This is a genomic window from Flavonifractor sp. An52 (assembly GCF_002159385.1).
Taxonomy (GTDB): domain Bacteria; phylum Bacillota; class Clostridia; order Oscillospirales; family Oscillospiraceae; genus Flavonifractor; species Flavonifractor avicola.
Window position 1 is genome coordinate 87,716 of sequence record NZ_NFIB01000001.1, and the last position, 18,468, is coordinate 106,183.

The 18,468-nt window shown below is 59.7% G+C and carries 18 protein-coding genes; 12 read left to right on the top strand and 6 right to left on the bottom strand.

Annotation, left to right across the window (positions count from 1 at the left end; genetic code table 11):
* From B5G06_RS00440 to bcp, 6 genes are read left to right on the top strand one after another with little or no spacing between them, the layout of a single operon-like run.
* Complete coding sequence (locus B5G06_RS00440; protein ID WP_087187146.1) at positions 1-573, top strand: indolepyruvate oxidoreductase subunit beta; 573 nt, start codon at positions 1-3, stop codon at positions 571-573.
* Between the two features lie 19 nt (positions 574-592).
* Positions 593-1,894, top strand: a complete 1,302-nt coding sequence (locus B5G06_RS00445) for a phenylacetate--CoA ligase family protein (protein ID WP_087187147.1) — start codon at positions 593-595, stop codon at positions 1,892-1,894.
* A 15-nt stretch (positions 1,895-1,909) separates the two neighbouring features.
* Entirely contained in the window at positions 1,910-2,341 is a 432-nt protein-coding gene (locus B5G06_RS00450) for an ACT domain-containing protein (RefSeq protein WP_087187148.1), read from the top strand.
* A 24-nt stretch (positions 2,342-2,365) separates the two neighbouring features.
* Entirely contained in the window at positions 2,366-3,532 is a 1,167-nt protein-coding gene (locus B5G06_RS00455; RefSeq protein WP_087187149.1) for a pyridoxal phosphate-dependent aminotransferase, read from the top strand.
* A 14-nt stretch (positions 3,533-3,546) separates the two neighbouring features.
* On the top strand, positions 3,547-4,296 hold the full coding sequence (yaaA, locus tag B5G06_RS00460) for a peroxide stress protein YaaA (protein ID WP_087187150.1): 750 nt from the start codon (positions 3,547-3,549) through the stop codon (positions 4,294-4,296).
* Between the two features lies 1 nt (position 4,297).
* On the top strand, positions 4,298-4,756 hold the full coding sequence (bcp, locus tag B5G06_RS00465; protein ID WP_087187151.1) for a thioredoxin-dependent thiol peroxidase: 459 nt from the start codon (positions 4,298-4,300) through the stop codon (positions 4,754-4,756).
* On the opposite strand, the gene B5G06_RS00470 is transcribed toward bcp, so the two are convergent.
* The gene (locus B5G06_RS00470) at positions 4,741-6,285 is read right to left on the bottom strand and encodes an IS1182 family transposase (protein ID WP_087187152.1); all 1,545 of its coding nucleotides are present in this window, start codon (positions 6,283-6,285) and stop codon (positions 4,741-4,743) included. The genes bcp and B5G06_RS00470 overlap by 16 nt on opposite strands.
* A 125-nt stretch (positions 6,286-6,410) precedes the next feature.
* Positions 6,411-7,196 (bottom strand): hypothetical protein, encoded by a 786-nt coding sequence (locus tag B5G06_RS00475; RefSeq protein WP_087187153.1) that lies wholly within the window; start codon positions 7,194-7,196, stop codon positions 6,411-6,413.
* 200 nt (positions 7,197-7,396) lie between these two features.
* On the opposite strand from B5G06_RS00475, the gene B5G06_RS00480 reads away from it, so the two are divergent.
* The 4 genes from B5G06_RS00480 (at position 7,397) to B5G06_RS00495 (ending at position 12,667) form a co-directional block, all read left to right on the top strand.
* Complete coding sequence (locus B5G06_RS00480) at positions 7,397-7,714, top strand: hypothetical protein (RefSeq protein ID WP_087187154.1); 318 nt, start codon at positions 7,397-7,399, stop codon at positions 7,712-7,714.
* 246 nt (positions 7,715-7,960) lie between these two features.
* Positions 7,961-9,682, top strand: a complete 1,722-nt coding sequence (locus B5G06_RS00485; protein WP_087187155.1) for a zinc ribbon domain-containing protein — start codon at positions 7,961-7,963, stop codon at positions 9,680-9,682.
* The gene (locus B5G06_RS00490; protein WP_087187156.1) at positions 9,672-10,334 is read left to right on the top strand and encodes an ABC transporter ATP-binding protein; all 663 of its coding nucleotides are present in this window, start codon (positions 9,672-9,674) and stop codon (positions 10,332-10,334) included. The genes B5G06_RS00485 and B5G06_RS00490 overlap by 11 nt, the downstream gene beginning before the upstream one ends.
* On the top strand, positions 10,322-12,667 hold the full coding sequence (locus B5G06_RS00495; RefSeq protein WP_158094643.1) for an ABC transporter permease: 2,346 nt from the start codon (positions 10,322-10,324) through the stop codon (positions 12,665-12,667). The genes B5G06_RS00490 and B5G06_RS00495 overlap by 13 nt, the downstream gene beginning before the upstream one ends.
* Positions 12,668-12,733: 66 nt before the next feature.
* Here the strand turns inward: B5G06_RS00495 and B5G06_RS00500 are convergent, their stop codons facing one another.
* The 4 genes from B5G06_RS00500 to B5G06_RS00515 are packed head-to-tail and all read right to left on the bottom strand — an operon-like array spanning position 12,734 to position 15,577.
* Entirely contained in the window at positions 12,734-12,958 is a 225-nt protein-coding gene (locus B5G06_RS00500; RefSeq protein ID WP_087187158.1) for a hypothetical protein, read from the bottom strand.
* The gene (locus B5G06_RS00505) at positions 12,943-13,254 is read right to left on the bottom strand and encodes a NifU family protein (RefSeq protein ID WP_242955285.1); all 312 of its coding nucleotides are present in this window, start codon (positions 13,252-13,254) and stop codon (positions 12,943-12,945) included. Before B5G06_RS00505 ends, B5G06_RS00500 begins: the two co-directional genes overlap by 16 nt.
* Positions 13,255-13,260: 6 nt before the next feature.
* Positions 13,261-14,712 carry a 4-hydroxyphenylacetate 3-hydroxylase family protein gene (locus tag B5G06_RS00510; RefSeq protein WP_087187159.1) on the bottom strand — a complete coding sequence of 484 codons (1,452 nt, stop codon included), beginning with the start codon at positions 14,710-14,712 and terminating at the stop codon, positions 13,261-13,263.
* A 19-nt stretch (positions 14,713-14,731) separates the two neighbouring features.
* A complete protein-coding gene (locus B5G06_RS00515) occupies positions 14,732-15,577 on the bottom strand; it encodes a 3-keto-5-aminohexanoate cleavage protein (RefSeq protein ID WP_343214214.1) in 846 nt (281 codons plus the stop codon).
* Between the two features lie 302 nt (positions 15,578-15,879).
* On the opposite strand from B5G06_RS00515, the gene B5G06_RS00520 reads away from it, so the two are divergent.
* Together B5G06_RS00520 and B5G06_RS00525 are read left to right on the top strand one after the other, a co-directional pair.
* A complete protein-coding gene (locus tag B5G06_RS00520; RefSeq protein ID WP_087187161.1) occupies positions 15,880-17,058 on the top strand; it encodes a thiolase family protein in 1,179 nt (392 codons plus the stop codon).
* Between the two features lie 14 nt (positions 17,059-17,072).
* Positions 17,073-18,239 (top strand): iron-containing alcohol dehydrogenase, encoded by a 1,167-nt coding sequence (locus tag B5G06_RS00525; RefSeq protein ID WP_087187162.1) that lies wholly within the window; start codon positions 17,073-17,075, stop codon positions 18,237-18,239.
* Positions 18,240-18,468 lie beyond the last annotated feature (229 nt).

Genomic DNA, 18,468 nt, shown 5'->3' on the forward strand with positions numbered 1-18,468 from the left:
ATGGATACGAAAAATATTATGATCGTAGGCGTGGGCGGCCAGGGTTCCCTGCTGGCCAGCAAGCTGCTGGGCCGTCTGCTGCTGGACCAGGGCTATGACGTGAAGGTATCCGAGGTCCACGGTATGAGCCAGCGGGGCGGCAGCGTGGTTACCTATGTCCGCTTCGGCGACAAGGTATACTCCCCCATCATCGACCAGGGGGAGGCCGATTTCATCGTCTCCTTTGAGCTGCTGGAGGCCGCCCGCTACACCGCCTTTCTCAAGAGCGGCGGGCATATCATCACCAACACCCAGCAGATCAACCCCATGCCTGTTATCACCGGCGCCGCCGCCTATCCCCAGGACCTGGTGGGCCAGATGAAGGAGGCCGGGGTGCTGGTGGACGCCATGGACGCCCTGGCTCTGGCCGAGGAGGCCGGTTCTCCCAAGGCGGTGAACCTGGTGCTCATGGGCCGTCTGTCCCGGTACTTTGACCTGCCGGAGGAGGCCTGGCAGCAGGCTCTGACCCGCAGCGTACCGGAAAAATTCCTGGAACTCAACCGCAAAGCCTTCCACCTGGGCAGAAATTCCTGAGCCGCGAGGAGAGAGAAGCATGGAGCGTTACTATCAGAAAGACATTGAGTGCGCCAGCTGGGAGCAGATCCGCGCCTGGCAGGATGAGCGTCTGGTCAAGCAGGTGCGCAACGTATGGGACAACGTCCCCTACTACCGCAAGAAGATGGAGGAGAAGGGCCTGACCCCCGAGGACATCAAGGGTGTGGACGATCTGCACAAGCTGCCCTTCGTCACCAAGGCCGACCTGCGGGAGGCCTATCCCTACGGCCTGGTGGCCCGGCCTTTGAAGGACTGCGTCCGCATCCAGTCCACTTCCGGCACCACCGGCAAGCGGGTGGTGGCCTTCTACACCCAGCACGACATCGACCTGTGGGAGGACTGCTGCGCCCGCGCCATTACGGCCGCCGGCGGCACCAACGAGGACGTGTGTCAGGTGAGCTACGGATATGGCCTGTTCACCGGCGGTCCCGGCCTCAACGGCGGCTCCCACAAGGTGGGCTGCCTTACCATTCCCACCTCCTCGGGCAACACCGAGCGGCAGATCATGTTCATCCGGGACCTGAACGCCACCATTCTGTGCTGCACCCCTTCCTATGCCGCCTATCTGGCTGAGAGCATGAAGGAGATGGGCCTCACCCCCGACCAGATTCCCCTGAAGGCGGGTATCTTCGGCGCCGAGGCCTGGAGCCAGGAGATGCGGCAGAACATCGAGGAAACCCTGGGCATCAAGGCCTATGACATCTACGGCCTCACCGAGCTGTCCGGCCCCGGCGTGGCCTTTGAGTGCTCCGCCCAGAGCGGAATGCACATCAACGAGGACCACTTCATCGCCGAGATCATCGATCCCGAGACCGGGGAGGTCCTTCCCGAGGGGTCCAAGGGCGAGCTGGTGTTCACCTCCATCACCAAGGAGGCCTTCCCCCTGCTGCGCTACCGCACCCGGGACATCTGTGTGCTTCACCATGAGGACTGCCCCTGCGGCCGCACCCACATCAAGATGAGCAAGCCCATGGGCCGCAGCGACGATATGCTCATCATCAAGGGCGTCAACGTGTTCCCGTCCCAGATCGAGACGGTACTCATGGGCCAGAGCTTCGCCCCCAACTATCAGATCATCGTGGACCGGGTGAACAACACCGACACCATGGAGGTGCTGGTGGAGATGACCCCGGAGATGTTCTCCGACCAGCTGAGCCAGGTGGCCGAAAAGGAGAAGCAGGTTGTGGCCGCTCTCAAGGCCATGCTGGGCATCTACGCCAAGGTCCGTCTGGTGGCCCCCAAGTCCATCCAGCGCTCCGAGGGCAAGGCGGTCCGCGTCATCGACAAGCGGAAGATCTAAGAGAGGAGCAAGGTTATGACCATCCAACAGATTTCTGTCTTTCTGGAAAACCGGGCGGGGCAGCTGGCGGAGATCACCGCCATTCTGTCCGAACATCAGATCAATATGCGGGCCCTCCACATCGCCGAAACCAGCGATTACGGCGTGCTGCGCATGATCGTGGATCAGCCCCAGCAGGCCGCCTCCCTGCTGCTGGAACACGGCTTCATCGTCTCCATGACCCCGGTTGTAGCAGTGTTGGTACCCGACGAGCCCGGCGGCCTGGGCCGTATTCTGTCCCTGCTGGCTAAGGAATCCATTGATGTGGAGTACGTCTACTCGGTCTTTGGCCAGGTGGACGGCCAGGCCTGCATGATCTTCCGTGTGGCCGACGCCGTGGGGCTGGCCAGCCTGCTCCAGGCCAACGCCATGCCCCCCGCCCGGGGCGAGGCGCTGGGCGTCCATTAACGAGAAAAGCGAGGTTGAACTGTTATGCAGCCGTTGAGCAAGAAAACCCAGTATTTCACCGACTCCGTCATTCGCCGGATGACCCGCATCGCCATTGCCAACAACGCCATCAATCTGGCCCAGGGCTTCCCTGACTTCGACCCGCCCAAGGCGCTGCTGGACCGGCTGGCTGAGGTGGCCCATGCCGGCCCCCACCAGTACCCCATCACCATGGGCGCCCCCAACTTCCGCCAGGCTCTGGCCAAGAAGTGCGGCCGCTTCATGGGCCGCACCCTGGACCCGGAGACTGAGATGGTAGTGACCATCGGCTCCACCGAGGCCATGGTGGATACCATTTTTGCCCTCACCAACCCCGGGGACAAAATCATCCTCTTCTCCCCCTATTTTGAGAACTACCACGCCCAGGCCCTCTTTGCCGACTGTGAGCCTATCTATGTGCCTCTGGTGCCCCCCGCCTTCGGCTTCGACGCCAACGTACTGGAGGACGCCTTCAAGCAGCACCCCAAGGCCATCCTCATCTGCAACCCCTCCAACCCCAGCGGCAAGGTGTTCACCGAGGAGGAGCTGAAGCTCATCGCGGACCTGTGCATCAAGTACGATGTGTACGCCATTATGGATGAAGTATACGAGCACATCGTCTACGCCCCCCACAAGCACACCTATATGAACTCCATCCCCGGTATGTGGGAACGCACCGTGTCCTGCTCTTCCCTGTCCAAGACCTACTCCATCACCGGCTGGCGGCTGGGCTACGCCATCGCCCCCAAGCACCTGATGGACAAGATCAAGCAGTACCACGACTTCAATGCCGTGGGCACCCCCTCTCCCCTGATGGAGGCCGCCATCGCTGGTCTGGAGATGCCCGACAGCTACTATGAGGAGTTCGGGGCCCACTACGCCCACATGAAGGAGCTCTTCACCAAGGGGCTGGACAACATCGGCATCCCCTACACCGATCCCCAGGGCACCTACTTCGTGCTGGCCGACATCGGTCCCTACCTGAAGAAGGGCCAGACCGACGTGGAGTTCTGTGAGGAGCTGACCCAGAAGGTGGGCGTGGCCGCCGTACCCGGCACCTCCTTCTTCATGGAGGACGTGCCCAACATCGTCCGCCTCCACTTCGCCAAGAAGGATGAGACCCTGCTGGAGGCCCTGGACCGTCTGTCCCACATCAAGGAGAAAATGGCCTGAGCCGGGAGGAATCCATGCGCATCATCATCTCCCCCGCCAAGAAAATGCGGGTGGACACCGACAGCTTTGCCCCCGAGGGCCTGCCCGCCTTTCTGCCCGAGACCGGGCGGCTGCTGGCGGCGCTGAAGGCCATGGACGGCCCCGCCCTGCAAAAGCTGTGGAAGTGCAACGACTCCATCGCCGCCCTCAACCTGGAGCGGCTGGCCCATATGGACCTGGAGGGCCGCCTCACCCCCGCCCTGCTGTCCTACGAGGGCATCCAGTACCAGTATATGGCCCCCGGCGTCTTTGATCGGGAGCAGCTGGACTATGTGAAGGAACACCTGCGCATCCTCTCCGGCTTCTACGGGCTACTGCGCCCCTTCGATGGGGTGACCCCCTACCGGCTGGAGATGGCCGCCCCCCTGAAGGTGGACGGACACAAGGACCTGTACGCCTTCTGGGGGAGCAAGCTGGCAGAGACCCTGGCCGCCCAGACCGATCTGGTGGTCAATCTGGCCTCCAAGGAGTACAGCAAAGCTGTCTCCCCCCACCTGCCCCCCGCCGTCGCCTTCCTCACCTGCACCTTCGGGGAGAAGAAGAACGGCAAGGTGGTGGAGAAGGGCACCATGTGCAAGATGGCCCGGGGAGAGATGGTCCGCTGGATGGCGGAGCATCATGTCCAACAGGCGGAGGAGCTGCGAGATTTTGACCGGCTGGGCTACACCTTCTCCCCCGCCCATTCCGATCCCCAACACTACGTTTTCCTGAAGGAGGAACCCTGATATGCTGGAAGTGGGTACCGTCGCCCCCGACTTCACCCTCCCCGACAAGGAGGGCAACCCTGTCACCCTGTCTCAGTTTAGAGGCAAGCGGGTGGTGGTCTATTTCTACCCCCGGGACAACACCCCCGGCTGCACCCGGCAGGCCTGTGGCTACGCTGCCGCCTACGATGAGTTCCAGACTCTGGATACGGTAGTCATCGGCATCAGCAAGGACTCGGTGGCCTCTCACCAGAAATTCGCCCAGAAGCACGAGCTGCCCTTCATCCTGCTGTCCGACCCGGAGCTGACCGCCATTCAGGCCTACGGTGTATGGCAGGAGAAGAAGAACTACGGCAAGGTGTCCATGGGGGTGGTCCGCTCCACCTTCGTTATCAGCCCCGACGGCGTCATCGAAAAGGTGATGCCCAAGGTGAAGCCGGACACCAACGCCGCCGATATTCTGGCCTACCTGCGCGGATAAACCAAAAAGGTGCCCTCCATAGGAGGGCACCTTTCAGCCTGTCGAGAAACCCGGTTTATGCATGAAGCATAAGCCGGGTTTCTGGCATATAGAGGCCAAAGAAGTACAAGCGTGAATGGAGAAAGCTTCTCCTTCCACAACCACTTGGCCAGTTTTTTCAGATTCATGGCAGCAAATTTAAGCTTCACCCAGTTGGACACTTGGGCCAAGCCTCTGTACTGGGTATAACGCATAGCGTGTTTTTCCTTGGCGTCGGCAAAGACCCGTTCAATGGTTTCCTTACGCCGCTTGTAGAGTTGCCGGTATTTTGGTGTATAGCGTGCGTCGTCCGCCAACTCCTCATAGTCTCTCCAGATGTGTCGCTGTACTTTTTTTACGCAGTCTTTGGAATGGGTGCACAGATGGCGGGTGGGGCAGTTGACGCAGATGCTGGGATCACTCCTGTATTCCCGGTAGCCATCCCGGTTGGTGGTATGGTAGGCCAACGCCTGGTACTCCGGGCAGAGCACGCAGTCATAGTACTCGTCATACACATACTTCCACCACTCGTGACCGCCCTTCATGGTCTGAGGCCGCTTATAAGCGGTGGACAGCACACATCCGTCTTCAAACACCTTTTTGCAGATATGCGGGGTCTTATAGGCGGAATCGGCAACGATCGTCTCCACTTCCGGGAAATCCGCTGTCACACGGTCATAGACTTCATCAAATGCCACACTGTCATGTACATTTCCAGGGGTAATTACTGTCTCCAGAACGAATCCATGCTCGTCACAGGCGGTGTGGGCTTCATAGGCAAACTGCCGCTTGTGGTCTCCCTTTACAAACAAGCCACTGTCTGGATCGGTTACGCTCCGGGTCACCGTACGCAGCTTCTCCTTCTTCCGCCGGGCCAGCTTCTTCTTGGAGGTATTGTCTCTGGGCTTCTTTGCCGGAGCCGGTGGCTCGTCATCATCGTCAAAGGGTTTCTTGCCATGGATCTCCCGGTCTGCGTTTACCTCTTCCATCAGTTCCTTGGCATAGTGCCTGGATACCACCGGGATCTGGACCTTGACCTTCTTCTTGGTGTTCGCGCTGGCTTTGATGTGTGTGCCGTCAATAAATACCGCCTTAGGAGAAAGGTAGCCCGCTTCCGCCGCTTCCTCCAGAATCCAGTGGAATACCTGGTCTACGGTCTCCTCGGTAAAACGGTGCCGGAAGTTATAGCTCACCGTGGAATAGTGGGGCGTTTCCTCTTGTAATGTATACCCCAAAAACCAGCGGTATGCTACATTTAAGCCTACTTCTTCTGCCGTCCGCCGAAGGGACGGCAATCCGTACAGATGCTGGATCAGTACCATTTTGATCAGCACCACGGGGTCTACGCTTGGTCTGCCGTTGTCCTCGCTATACAACGGCTTCACCATTTCGTATATACGGTCGAAATCCACTGCCTGATCTATTTTCCGAAGCAGGTGATCTTTCGGTACCAGGCTGTCTATTCCTACAATCTCTATTACATCACGATCTTTTTTTCCACGTTCCAGCATCTCCCTCACCTCCACCTCTATCTTATCTCATCTAAATGAAAAAGCCCAGCTTTTGCTGGACTTTTTCGACAGGCTGAACGCCTGTGGCCAAGAGGCCACAGGCGTTTTTTACGGGGTGGTACAGTTTACCAGCCACCCATTTCTACGGTTTCAAAGTTCTCTCTCGTCAAATAACAGTAGTAGTGGATAACTCCATCGATAGAACTTGGCCCCTGTATCCAGTCCATATGATCCTCGATCACGCCTACCGTACCATCCAAACTACTTCCCATCTCAGGCTCCAGAGCACAGACCTGATAAGTCCATCCGTATCCAAATTTCTCCTGCATTGCTCTTCCCCAATACATAGTAAAGCTGGTCAGGCTACCTGCCATAAGCAGATCCTCACTCGCGTAGGGCACAATCTCAACATCCAGACCTTCCTTCACATAAAATACATATACAGCACTCCAAGTCACCTGGTGGGCTCCGGTTTCCCAATCTACCACTTCTGCCAGTTCACTAACCTTGCAGGGATACCCATCCTCCGTATAAGCTGCTACGCCTGTAATGATATCCTCTTTTATCGCGTTCTGAATGGTATAGCGACTGCCGTCCACCAAAAAGCCAGGTACCAAATCCCGCGCCAGTTCTCCTTCTTGATTATAGAAGCGGATTACATAGGGGTAATATCCAGGGATAGGCTCCAGGATGGAAGGCAGCTGATCTATGTCCACAGGGCCAGTCTCCAGCAGGCCGTCCAGATGCTCCTCTTCCGCCATAATCTCTTCAGCGTCCTGATACCATTGGTCTTCTGTCTGGGAAAAGGACTCTTCACACCATTCCATAACCCGATCCTCACCGGAAGAACAGGCTGTCGCCGTACAGGCAATGCTCAGCGCCATCAGAATCATAACCACTCTCTTTTTCATTTTCTTTCCTCCTGTCATTCGGTCCATCTCGCGATGTCAATAGTAAGAGCCACCGGCATGACCTCTGGTTTTATACCAGGCAAAAAAATTTTTTATTTTTGTCTGTCTGTTCATGATCACAGCTCTCTGCTACAATAGAACTAAACCAAGAATGCCGTCGAGCTTATCAAATAAATTCTGACCGGAAGGACGTAGCCAATATGAATGGACCTTGGAACCACAACTTTGAACTGGATGACGCGGATGAAACCGAACTGCTGGAGGCATCCACCGGCTTTTCCATTCTGGAGGAGGAACAAGACAACAGTGAGATGCTGCGGGTCTTGGAGCGGCAGATCAGTACCCTTCAGGTACAGCTGGACAATCTGGAGGATGATCTGGCCCGGCTGACAGAGGGGCCCGCGGGTGACAGCACCCAGGAGGCGCTGGTTCTTCGCCTGAGAGACCAGGCGGATCGTCTGGCTGCCCGCATCGATGAGCTGGAAGCCCAGGCAGATTCTCTGGACAACAGAATCTAAAAACACAGCCCGCAGGTACAATCTTGCGGGCTGTGTTTTTAGGTATACCGCACCATACCTAAACATAGCGATCATAAAGGGTTTCTCAGAGACAACCAGCAAAGAAATCCCGCCTTTTATGGAACTATTTGTAATTTTCTGTTGACTTCTTTTCCTACTGCCCGTACAATCGAGGTGTGTGCAAACAGAGGAAATATACGTTATGCGCAGCAGAACTGCTGCCATCTTATCGAGGGAGGAAGAACCATGAAAAACTGTCTCAACTGCGGCCATCCGCTGCACAACGGGGCCGCCTTCTGCCAAAACTGCGGCACCCCGGTTCCTCAGGACCCCGCCCCCGCCAACACCCCTGCCTTTTGCAGAAACTGCGGCGAGCGGCTCACCCCGGATACAAAATTCTGCGTCAACTGCGGCACTCCCGTAGAGCAGGCATCTGCTGTATCTCAGGAACCCCAGCCTGAGGCTAAAGCTGCCCCCGCCGCCCGCCGTCCCAAAGGGAAAATAATCGCCGGCGCCATTGCCGCTGTAGTCGTGGTGGCTGCGGGTATTTTAGTGATTCCCCGGCTCTTTTCCGCTCCGTCCAAGCAATTCGTCTCTTATCAGCAGGACCTGTTTGCTGATCGCGCGCTTGGTATGCTGGAGGAAGGTGTGGACACCATCGGCAGCGGCGCGTTCTCTTCCGATCTGACGATCACCGCCATCACGGACAGCGCAGAGATCAACCAGTACCTGGAGGACTCCTCCGTCTGCCTGAAGGTGGATCTGGACCGGGACACCTTACTGGCCAACGGAGAGTTCACCCTGATGGGCAGCCCCATCCTCACAGGCCTGCTGTCTTATGACAAAGGAACTCTGGGCTTTTATCTGCCCGAGATCCAGGATACCTATTATACCATGGATCTCTCCCAGACAGTGGAGGCCCTCACCGGTCAGGACGTAGACCTGAGTGCGCTGGCTCTGCCTGAGATTTCGGGCAAGGAGTGGCGCTCTCTGCTGGAGTCCTATCTGGATATTGTCTATACAGTTGTCAACGAAGAAAATGTAATGGTGGAGGACGGCGTGTCCTTTAACCTGCCTCAGCTGGGCAGCTCCATGACTGGTACCCGCTACACCTTCCAGCCCCGGGCAGAGGATGTGGAGGCCATGCTGCTCAAGCTGGCCCAGACCCTGCGTGAGGACGAAACCCTGCGACAGCTGATCCTGAAGCTCATCAACCCTGATATGCTGACCGCCGCCTTCGGTTACGATGTTTTCAGCGGCTATGATCTGGAGGAGGAGCTGGACAATGCCCTGCTCTCTCTGGCGGATGAGCTGGAATACAGCGCCGCCGATGCAGGCCGTGAGGTGGAGGAGTCCGGTTTTACCTGGGAGCTCTATGTGGAGGGCAACCAGGTCCGTATGATCCGTCTGTATACCGACTATTCCGATACCACTCTGGTCTATGAGTCCCAGGGCGCGGAGTCTGACCGGCGACAGGAGGCCTTCTATGTAGAGGTCTATGGTGAGCCCCAGTTCCTGCTGACTCACTCCTACACCAAAAACGGCAGCGTTTCCGATGGCATCATCAGCCTTACCCAGCCTTACGGCGGCTCTCTGGAAATGCGGTACGATATGGATTCGGAGAAAAAATCTCCTCTGGGCATCCCCCAGGGCTCCTATCAAGTATACTCGGATATTCTGCCTGTGAACCTGACGCTGGACGTAACCCAGGGACAGGACAACAGCGTGGACCACACCCTCCAAATCCAGGGTGATTCCTATGTGTTTGACGGTGCGTTCAGCTCTCTGGAGATCAACATCAATACCACGGATGGTTCTTCCGTCAAAGCCCCCGATGTGCCCCCCTACGACATCAGTGACTTCACCTATGAGGACTACTATGAGCTGTTCCAGGAACTGGGTATGGCTGTGGAGCAGGATCTGATCCGCAATCTGGAGCCGCTGCTGGATACTTCCTATGGATGGTAACGCGGTTTTATGTACCCTGCGGCAGGTGGAAAAGCGCTACTCCCGCCATGCCGCCCCTGTGCTGGGCCCCATTTTCCTGACCCTGTCCCAAGGGGAGGTATTGGGCGTCCGTGGCTCCAACGGCGCGGGCAAGAGCACCCTGCTGTCCATCCTGGCCGGGGTACTGCGGCCCGATGCCGGAGAATATCATCTGGCACCGGAGGCCGTGGGCAAGGTGGCCTATGTGCCCCAGGAGCTCTCCCTTTACCACACCCTTACCGGGCTGGATAACCTGCGGTTCTGGGGGCGAGCCTGCGGTCTGCCCCGTCAGGCCATCTCTATCCGCAGCCGCTGGCTGTTGGAGCAGTTGGACCTGAGCGACAAGGGAAAGCAGCCGGTCTCCGCCTACTCCGGCGGGATGCAGCGCCGCCTCCATCTGGCCAGCGCTCTGATGATCACACCCAAAGTGCTGTTGCTGGACGAACCTACCGTAGGCGCGGACGCCCGCTCGGTGGAGCTTATCCTGTCCATGGTGGAGCACCTGCGGGACATGGGCTGTGCCATCGCCATCATCTCCCACCAGCCCGGCGAGCTGGAGCGGGTATGCAGCCGGATCCTCACCCTGGAAGCCGGCCGGCCTGTCCCGGAGGAGGGAAACCCATGTCCGGACTGAAAGCCGCCCTCTGTAAAGACCTGAAGCTGTTTTTCAGCGGCGCCGGGGTGGCCGCCCTACTGCTGCCTTTCCTGCTGCTGGCGGCCTTCCGGATCGGGCTGGGCGATCTCACCACCCAGAGCTATGTGCAGCCTTTTCCCATCGCCGTGCGGGATGAGGACGATACCATCATGTCCCGCTCCCTCATCGCCCAGATGAAGCGCATCGAACTGTTCTCCGATGTGGCCGTTCTGGAGGAGGAAACCAGTGACGCCCAGGCTCTGGACCAGGGCGCGGCGGCGGTTATCACCATCCCCAAGGACTTTTTCTACGATCTGTACACCATGACCGATTGCCCAGTCTCCATTGTCCTCAACGGAGATATGCAGCTGGAGTCCACCCTGATCTATTCCATCTTCGGCTCTGTGATGGACATCATTCGGGGCAATCAGGTGGCCTACACCGCCGTATACCAGCTGTGCTACGGCGACCTGGACAATGAGCAGCAGTGGGCCCTCTATCAGGAATCCTCCGTCAATCTGCTTCATGACGCCCTGGGCCGCCAGAATGTTTTTGAAAATGAGGCAGTCCAGGCCGACCTTCAAGGAGCGCTGGAGCGGCGGCTGGCAGCCTGTGTGCTGTCGGTGCTGGCCCTCTTCTTCTCCATCGCCGCTGTCAAAACCCTGCCCGAGGAGCTGGGATTGGGTATTCTCCCCCGCTACAGGGCTTTGGGCGGTTCCACGGGAGCCTTTGTACTGTCCAAGTTCCTGGTGGCCTATCTGCTGACCCTGCCCACCCAGATCCTGATGCTGGCAGTCTTTCAGCCGGAACACCCCATTTTGTTTCTAGGCCTTGCCCTTCTCCTGCTGGCTTCCGCCTTCGGGATTCTGCTGGGGCTGGCCGCGTGGCTGGGCAATCCCGCCTCGGTCCAGCGGTGGGGCAATCTGCTGCTCTTTCTCTCCCTGGTACTGGGGGGCACCCTCTGGTCCCGTCAGCTTCTCCCCATGCCCCTGCCTCTGCTGGGTAAATTCGCCCTGCCCTACTACGCCGGACTGGGACTGGAGGCTGCCGCCTACGGTCTGCCGCCAGTGAAGCTGTTGGGTCTGCTCTGGCCCATTCTGGCCATGGGAGTCGCCGGCCTTCTGTTCGCCCTGTTCATGCTGCACCGGAACAAGAGGAGCAAATCCGCCCGCACCACCCACGGCAACCCTGCCAAACCCACAGCTGTCCCCGCCCTGCTTCCCTTCCCAGCCCGGCTGGCCAGCCTGTCCGGCATCAAGCTCACCGCCATGTCCGGCGGTCTGCGGGGACTGGTTGCTCTGCTGGCAGTGGCGCTGCTGTGCGGGATGGCCGCCTCCTCCGTTCAGTCTGGTGGCAGGCAGCAGCTGTGCCTAGCGGTCTATGACCAGGATCAAAGCGCTATGTCCCAGGAGCTGGTCCAGCGTCTGGGACAGCATGCCGAGCTCTCGGTACGCAGCTGCGGCAAAGAGGAGGGGCTTTACCTGCTCCTGCTGGGAGAGGTGGAAGGTCTGCTCACAATTGGAGAGGGCTATAGCCAGTCTTTGACCACTGAGGAGCAAATCCCCCTCCGCTATGAGGGCGCTTCGGCGTCCGTCTCCCTCCAGGGCGCCCGTGAGATCATCGCCGGGCAGGTTTCCCTCCAGCGCAGCCGGGCCCAGGCCAACGGCAACGCGGAAGCCCATCTGGGGCGGACCCTTTCCGCCCAGGAATCTGCTCAGCTCCAGACCCTGATGGATGAGGCCGAAGCCTCCATGCCGCCTCTCTACCAGATGCAGATGCAAAACGGTGCCTCCGCTCCCCTGCCCTTCGTCCCCAGCCAGATCAGCTTTACAGCGCTGATGGTTCTGTTTACTTTGCTGACCTCGGCGGCCTGGACCGGAGGCCGGGACGGCCGTCTGGTGGAGCGTCGGATGTGGTCCCTCCCCTTTGGCCGGGTGCTGTCCTACGGCAGCGACTGTCTGGCCCTAGTGGGGCTGGGGCTTCTGGTTTCCCTGTGCATTCTGCTCTTCGGCGGCTGTACCGACCTATGGACCGCCGCGGCCACCTTGGCCTACACCCTGTGCGTCTCCGCCCTAGCCCTGATGCTCATCCGGTTCACCAATACCGATGGGCGGGTGGACGGACTGGCCCCCTTCCTGGCTCTGATCCTCTGCCTGCTGGGTGGGTGCTTTATGGACCTGTCCCAACTCTCCCCCGCCCTGCGGACCGTCTCCCTGCTGACCCCGCCTGGCCTGGCTCTGGAGGCCTCCCGGGGCACCTGGCCCGCTTTGCTGGCCCTGCTGTGCGCTGCGGCGGTCCTCTTCATTATCGGCCTTCGTCCACGCAGAAAATAGCAACCAGCCTACAAAAAAAGCCTGTAACCACAATGGTTACAGGCTTTCTTTTGTTTGATTGGAATTTCAGGGATGGTCCTGCCACAGGCTGCGGATCTCCCGTCCTGTCAGCCCTGTCAAATCCGCGCATTGGGCGGAGCAGCCGCATACCACCAGCAGCTGGTCGTAGCAGACTCCGGGGATCGCCCGCTCAAAGGTATCCTCCGGCTGCTCCCTCTGAATGCGCTCCACCAGGGCCACCCGGTCATACCGGGGATTGCAGCCGCCGCAGTATTTTACTCCGATCCGCACGGACGCTCCCCCCGCAGAATGGCTTTGGCCTGGTCCAGCAGCTCCTGGCTCACGCCTCCCACCAGCACCACATCCTTCAGCTCAGGAATGGATTCCAGCAGAGCGGAGCGGATCAGGTTTTCCGTGGTCAGCATGGCGGAGGGGCAACCGGCGCACTGGCCGGTGAGCTGGAAGCGGTAAACTCCGTCCTTGCAGTCCAGGCTGCGGATATTGCCGCCATGAAGGGCCAGGTTGGGGCGCACCTTATCCTCCAAAACCTCTTCGATCCGGTCCAGGATCTCACTGTACTCAGACACGTTTCCTCACTCCTTGACATGGGCGATCTTCTTGGCCAACTCTTTCTTCATAGGCAGGTTGCCCTGGCGGGCGATCATAATGCGCTGGGCCTGAGGAGAACCGGCGCCGTGGAGGGACTCGGTTCGGTAACCCACGGCGGCGGTACCCAGGGTCAGGTTCTCAATGAGGCGCAGGATGCGGAAGCGGTTCTCCACCGACACGCCGGGGGCCGCCTTGAAGTACTTTTCCACATAGGGCCCCAGCTTGGGGTCTTTTAGGTCGGCCTCGGCGGGAGCTGTAACCACCACGCCGCCGGCAATGTCCTCGGCCAGCCGGGCAATCTCATAGGGGAAGCGGGTGACGTTCTGCTTGCACACGTTGGCCAGCAGCAGGTCGATGATGTAGTTGCCGCTGGCGGTGGCGTGGCCTTCAGCGGAGCAGGCGATGCCGCAGCAATACAGGGTCTCGTTCAGGTGGGTCATTTCGATGAGCTTGTCCTTGATGTGGGAGGCCTTGGCGCAGCCGTTGTAGTCGGCGGCTACCGCCGCCGCGCCGATCAGCACGTCGCCCACGCCTACCTTGCACCCGCCGTAGCTCTGGCGGTGGTAACCGGCAAACCGCTCCACCAGCATACCGGCGAACTCGGTCTCACCGCACATGAAGATGCGGTCGTTGGGCACAAACACGTCGTCGAACACCACCAGGGCCTCCACGCCGCCGAACTCGGCGTTACCTACGTCCAGCTCGCTGCCCTCCAGCTTCCGGGTGTCGCAGCTCTGGCGGCCGATGATCATGAAGATACCCTCGGCGTCCATGGGCACGGCAAAGGATACGGCATAGTCCTTGTCCTCCGGTCCCATGGAGATGGTAGGCATGATGATGATCTCATGGCTGTTCAGCGCGCCGGTCTGGTGGGCCTTGGCGCCCCGGACCACAATGCCGTCGGGGCGGCGCTCCACCACACGCAGGAACAGATCTGGGTCCTCCTGCTCATGAGGAGCCTTGGACCGGTCTCCCTTGGGGTCGGTCATGGCTCCGTCCACCGTCAGGTCGTGCTCCTGAACATAGGCGGCAAACTTCTTGAAATTCTCATGATAGCTGGTACCATACTTCTGGTCGATCTCGTAGGTGGTGGAGTAAACAGCATTGAAGGCGTCCATACCCACGCACCGCTGGAAGCAGGCGGCGGTCTGCTGGCCCAGCAGCCGCTGCATCTTCACCTTCTTCACCAGGTCCTGGGCGGACTGGTGGATGTGGGTGAAGCGGTTGACCTGCTGGCCGGTCAGGTTGGAGGTGGCGGTCATCAGGTCCTGGTATTCCGGCTTCTGGGCCAGATCATAGGTCATGCGCACGCTGTTCAGCGAGGGGCGGAGGATGGGATCGTCCACCGGATGCTCCACCTTCTTGCCGAACATATAGACCTGCATATGCATCTTGCGGATGCTCTCAATGTACTGTTCCCCTGTCATCAGTGCCATGTTGTTCCCTTCCTTTCTCTTACTTCAGGCTGAGGATCTCCCGGGCCTCGTCGGGAGTGGCAACCTTTTTGCCGAACTCCTCGATGACCCGACGGGCCCGGTCCACGAACTGGACGTTGCTCTCAGCCAGCACACCCTTGCTGTACATCACGTTGTCCTCCATGCCCACGCGGATGTGGCCGCCCAGGGCCACAGCGCCGTACAACATGGTAAGGGCGGAATGGCCCACGCCGAAGCAGCTCCAGGTGGAGCCGGGGCACAGGGACTCCATGGTCTCCTTCATGAAAATCAGGTTCTTCATGGTGCCGGGGATACCGTTGGCGCAGCCCATGCAGAACTGGAAGTGCAGCGGAGCCTTGAGCACACCCTTTTTGAGGTAATACTGGGCGTTGGCGATCATGCCGGGGTCAAAGGCCTCGATCTCCGGCTTGATGTGGTTGTCCTCCATGATCTTGCCCAGCTTCTCCAGGAAGGCGGGGGGATTGAGGAACAGGCCGGTGTGCATCCAGTTCATGGAACCGCAGTCGTAGGAGGCCATCTCGGGGCGCAGCTCCACAATGTGCTCGTAACGGCACTCCTCGTTGGGGAAAGAGGCAGCGCCGGAGGTGGTCATATTCAAAATGATGTCGCAGTCGGGATGGTTGCCCCGCAGCAGCTCCACCGTTTCACGGAATTTATCCTTGTCCATGGCGCCGTTGCCCTGATCGTCCCGCATATGCATATGGGCGATGGCAGCTCCCGCCTTCCAGCAGGCGTAGATATCCTCGGCAATCTCGGCGGGGGTCATGGGCACGTTGGGGTTGTTTTCCTTCTTGGGCCACGCGCCGGTGGTGGCCACAGTAATAATGGTCTTATCCTGGCTCATTTCCATTCCTCCTTAAAACATGATGTCCGCCCATTGGGACGGATCTCATAACGCCAAAGATAAGAAGCAAGACTCATGCCAATTTATTTTCGTCTTTCCGGGCCGGTTTGCAGCTTCATCCACCTTCGCTATTGCATTTCGGAAACAACCCGTCCGTTGTTTTCTCTTCTCTGTTGCATATTTGCATCGTGCAACAACTCAACCGGGCGGTTTTATAAAAAACGCTCCGAGATTGTTGGCATCCGGCTTGCATCATCTCTCTCCTGAATCCACCTTACCACATTCAGAGAGGAGACATACTTATGAATCATGTTGCCATTGTTGCCGCCTGCCGCACCCCCATCGGAACCATCGGCGGCCAGTTCAAAACCCTCACCGCCCTGGACCTGTCCGTTCCGGTGATGCAGGCCCTGGTGAAGCGCTCCGGCGTGGACCCCGCCCTGATTGATGATGTGATCTGGGGCTGCAACTACCAGCGTACCTATCTGGAGAACAACCTGGCCCGGGTGGCTGCCATCAAGGCCGGTCTGCCCGAAACCGTGCCCGGTATCACCGTCCACCGCAACTGCACCTCCTCCATGTCCTCCATTCAGCTGGGCTTCTATCAGATCATGGCAGGAGAGGCCAAGTGCATCATGGCCGGCGGTGCCGACTGCATGAGCGCCGCTCCCTTTATGGTATTTGACGCCCGCTACGGCAAGAAATACGGCCACATGGAGCTGCGGGACTCCATGTGGGACTCCCTGACCAACCTGGGCGTGGGCCCCGCCATGGGCATCACCGCCGAAAATGTGGCCGACGCCTATCACGTCACCCGGGAGGACATGGATCAGTACGCCCTCCGCTCTCAGCAGCGGGCCGCCGCCGCCATCGATGCGGGTAAGTTTGAAGAGGAGATCATCCCCATCACTGTCCACGGCAGAAAGGGAGACACCGTCATTACCACCGACGAGCACGTCCGCCGGGACACCACCCTGGAGAAGCTGGCCAAGCTAAAGCCCACCTTCAAGGCCGACGGTCGGGTCACCGCCGGCAACTCCTCCGGCATGAACGACGCCTCCTCCGGCGTGCTGCTGATGGAGGAGGAGCTGGCCAAATCTCTGGGGCTGCCTGTGCTGGCCCGGGTGGTGGCCACTGCCACCACCGGCGTCTCCCCCGACCTGATGGGCATCGGTCCCATCAGCGCCACCCAGAAAACCCTGGAGAAGGCCGGCCTCACTGTGGCCGATATCGACCTTTTTGAGATCAACGAGGCCTTTGCCGCCCAGTGCGTGGCCTGCCAGCGGGAGTTGGGCATCGACGAGGACAAGCTGAACGTCAACGGCGGCGGCATCTCCCTGGGCCACCCCGTGGGCGCCACCGGCAGCCGTCTGGTGGTCACCCTGCTCCACGAGCTCAAGCGCCGTGGCGGCAGATACGGCCTGGCCACCCTGTGTGCTGGCGGCGGCATGGGTACCGCCGTCCTCATTGAGATGGCCTGAGCTTCGGTACGCCTATGAAAGATTTTGAATTTTCCTTCCCCACCCGGGTCATCTTCGGGCGGGATGCGGAGGGGCGGGCCGGGGAGCTGGCCGCCCCCTTCGGCCCAAATGTCATGCTTCTCTACGGCAGCGACCGCATCCGCCGCAGCGGCCTGCTGGACCGGCTCACCGCCGATCTGGAGGCCCACGGCCTGACGGTCACTCTGTTCGGAGGTATTCAGGAAAATCCCCTCCTCTCCAAGGCGGAGGAGGGGCGGCGGCTGGCCCGGGAGAAGAAGATCACCCTCCTGCTGGCCGTGGGCGGCGGCAGCGTCATTGACACCGCCAAAGCCGTCAGCCTGGGGGCCAAAAGCACCGCCCCTCTCTGGGACATCTACTCCGGCAAGGGAAAAGCCCAAAAGGCTCTGCCCATCGGGGTGGTGCTCACCACCGCCGCCACCGCCAGCGAGGCCAACAGCGTATCAGTGCTCTGTCACGATGAACTTCATTTAAAGGTAGCTCTGGAAGAGCCGCTGACCCGCCCCCGCTTCGCCCTGATGGACCCGGCCCTCACCTTCTCCCTGCCTCCCCGGCAGACCGCCTCCTGCGGAGTGGACATCTTTTCCCACGCCTTTGAGCGCTACTTCCACAAGGGTCAGCAGGGCACCCTCCGCAGCCAGATGTGCGCCGCTGTGATGCGCACTGTTATCGCCGAGCTGCCCAAGGCTCTGGCCCGCCCCGACGACTACGACGCCCGCAGCCAGCTCATGTGGGCCGCCACCGTGGCCCACAGCGATATGCTGGGGTTTGAGGGGGATTTCGCCTGTCACGCCATCTCCCACGTCCTCACCACCGCCCTGGGGCTCCCCCACGGCGTGGCCCTGGGCATCCTTATGACGGCCTGGTGCAAGTATATGCTCACCGACGAGACCCAGGCCATTGCCGACTTTTCTACCCTAGTGTGGCAGGTTCCCCTCTGCTCCAGCCAGATCCAGACCGCCCAGAACGGGATCTCAGCCTTTCAGGATTTCCTCTGCTCGGCAGGCCTGCCCGTCACCCTGCGGGAGGCCGGTTTCGGCAATGTCTCCCTGGAGGAGCTGGCCCAGCAGGCTCTGCCCGGCGGGTCCGGCACTCTGGGCGGCAATTTCCGTCCCCTGGATTACGGCGCGGTGCTGAGCTTGTTGCAGCTGGCGCAGGGGTAAGCTGTTGCAATTCGGAAATGTTCATTGCCGCTGCGCAACAGGTAAGTACCTTTCCTCCCGCTCAGCAGCCGTTTTCGGCCCTATTTTTCGGTATTTGTGTTGGCATCAGGATTGCTTTTATTCTGTTTCGCTAAATCAAGTGCGGAGAGAGGAGGCACGTCTTGCAGCCGGAGCAAACCCGGCACAGCGCAGCCAACATCCACATCCTACAGCGAAAATGAGGAGTGAG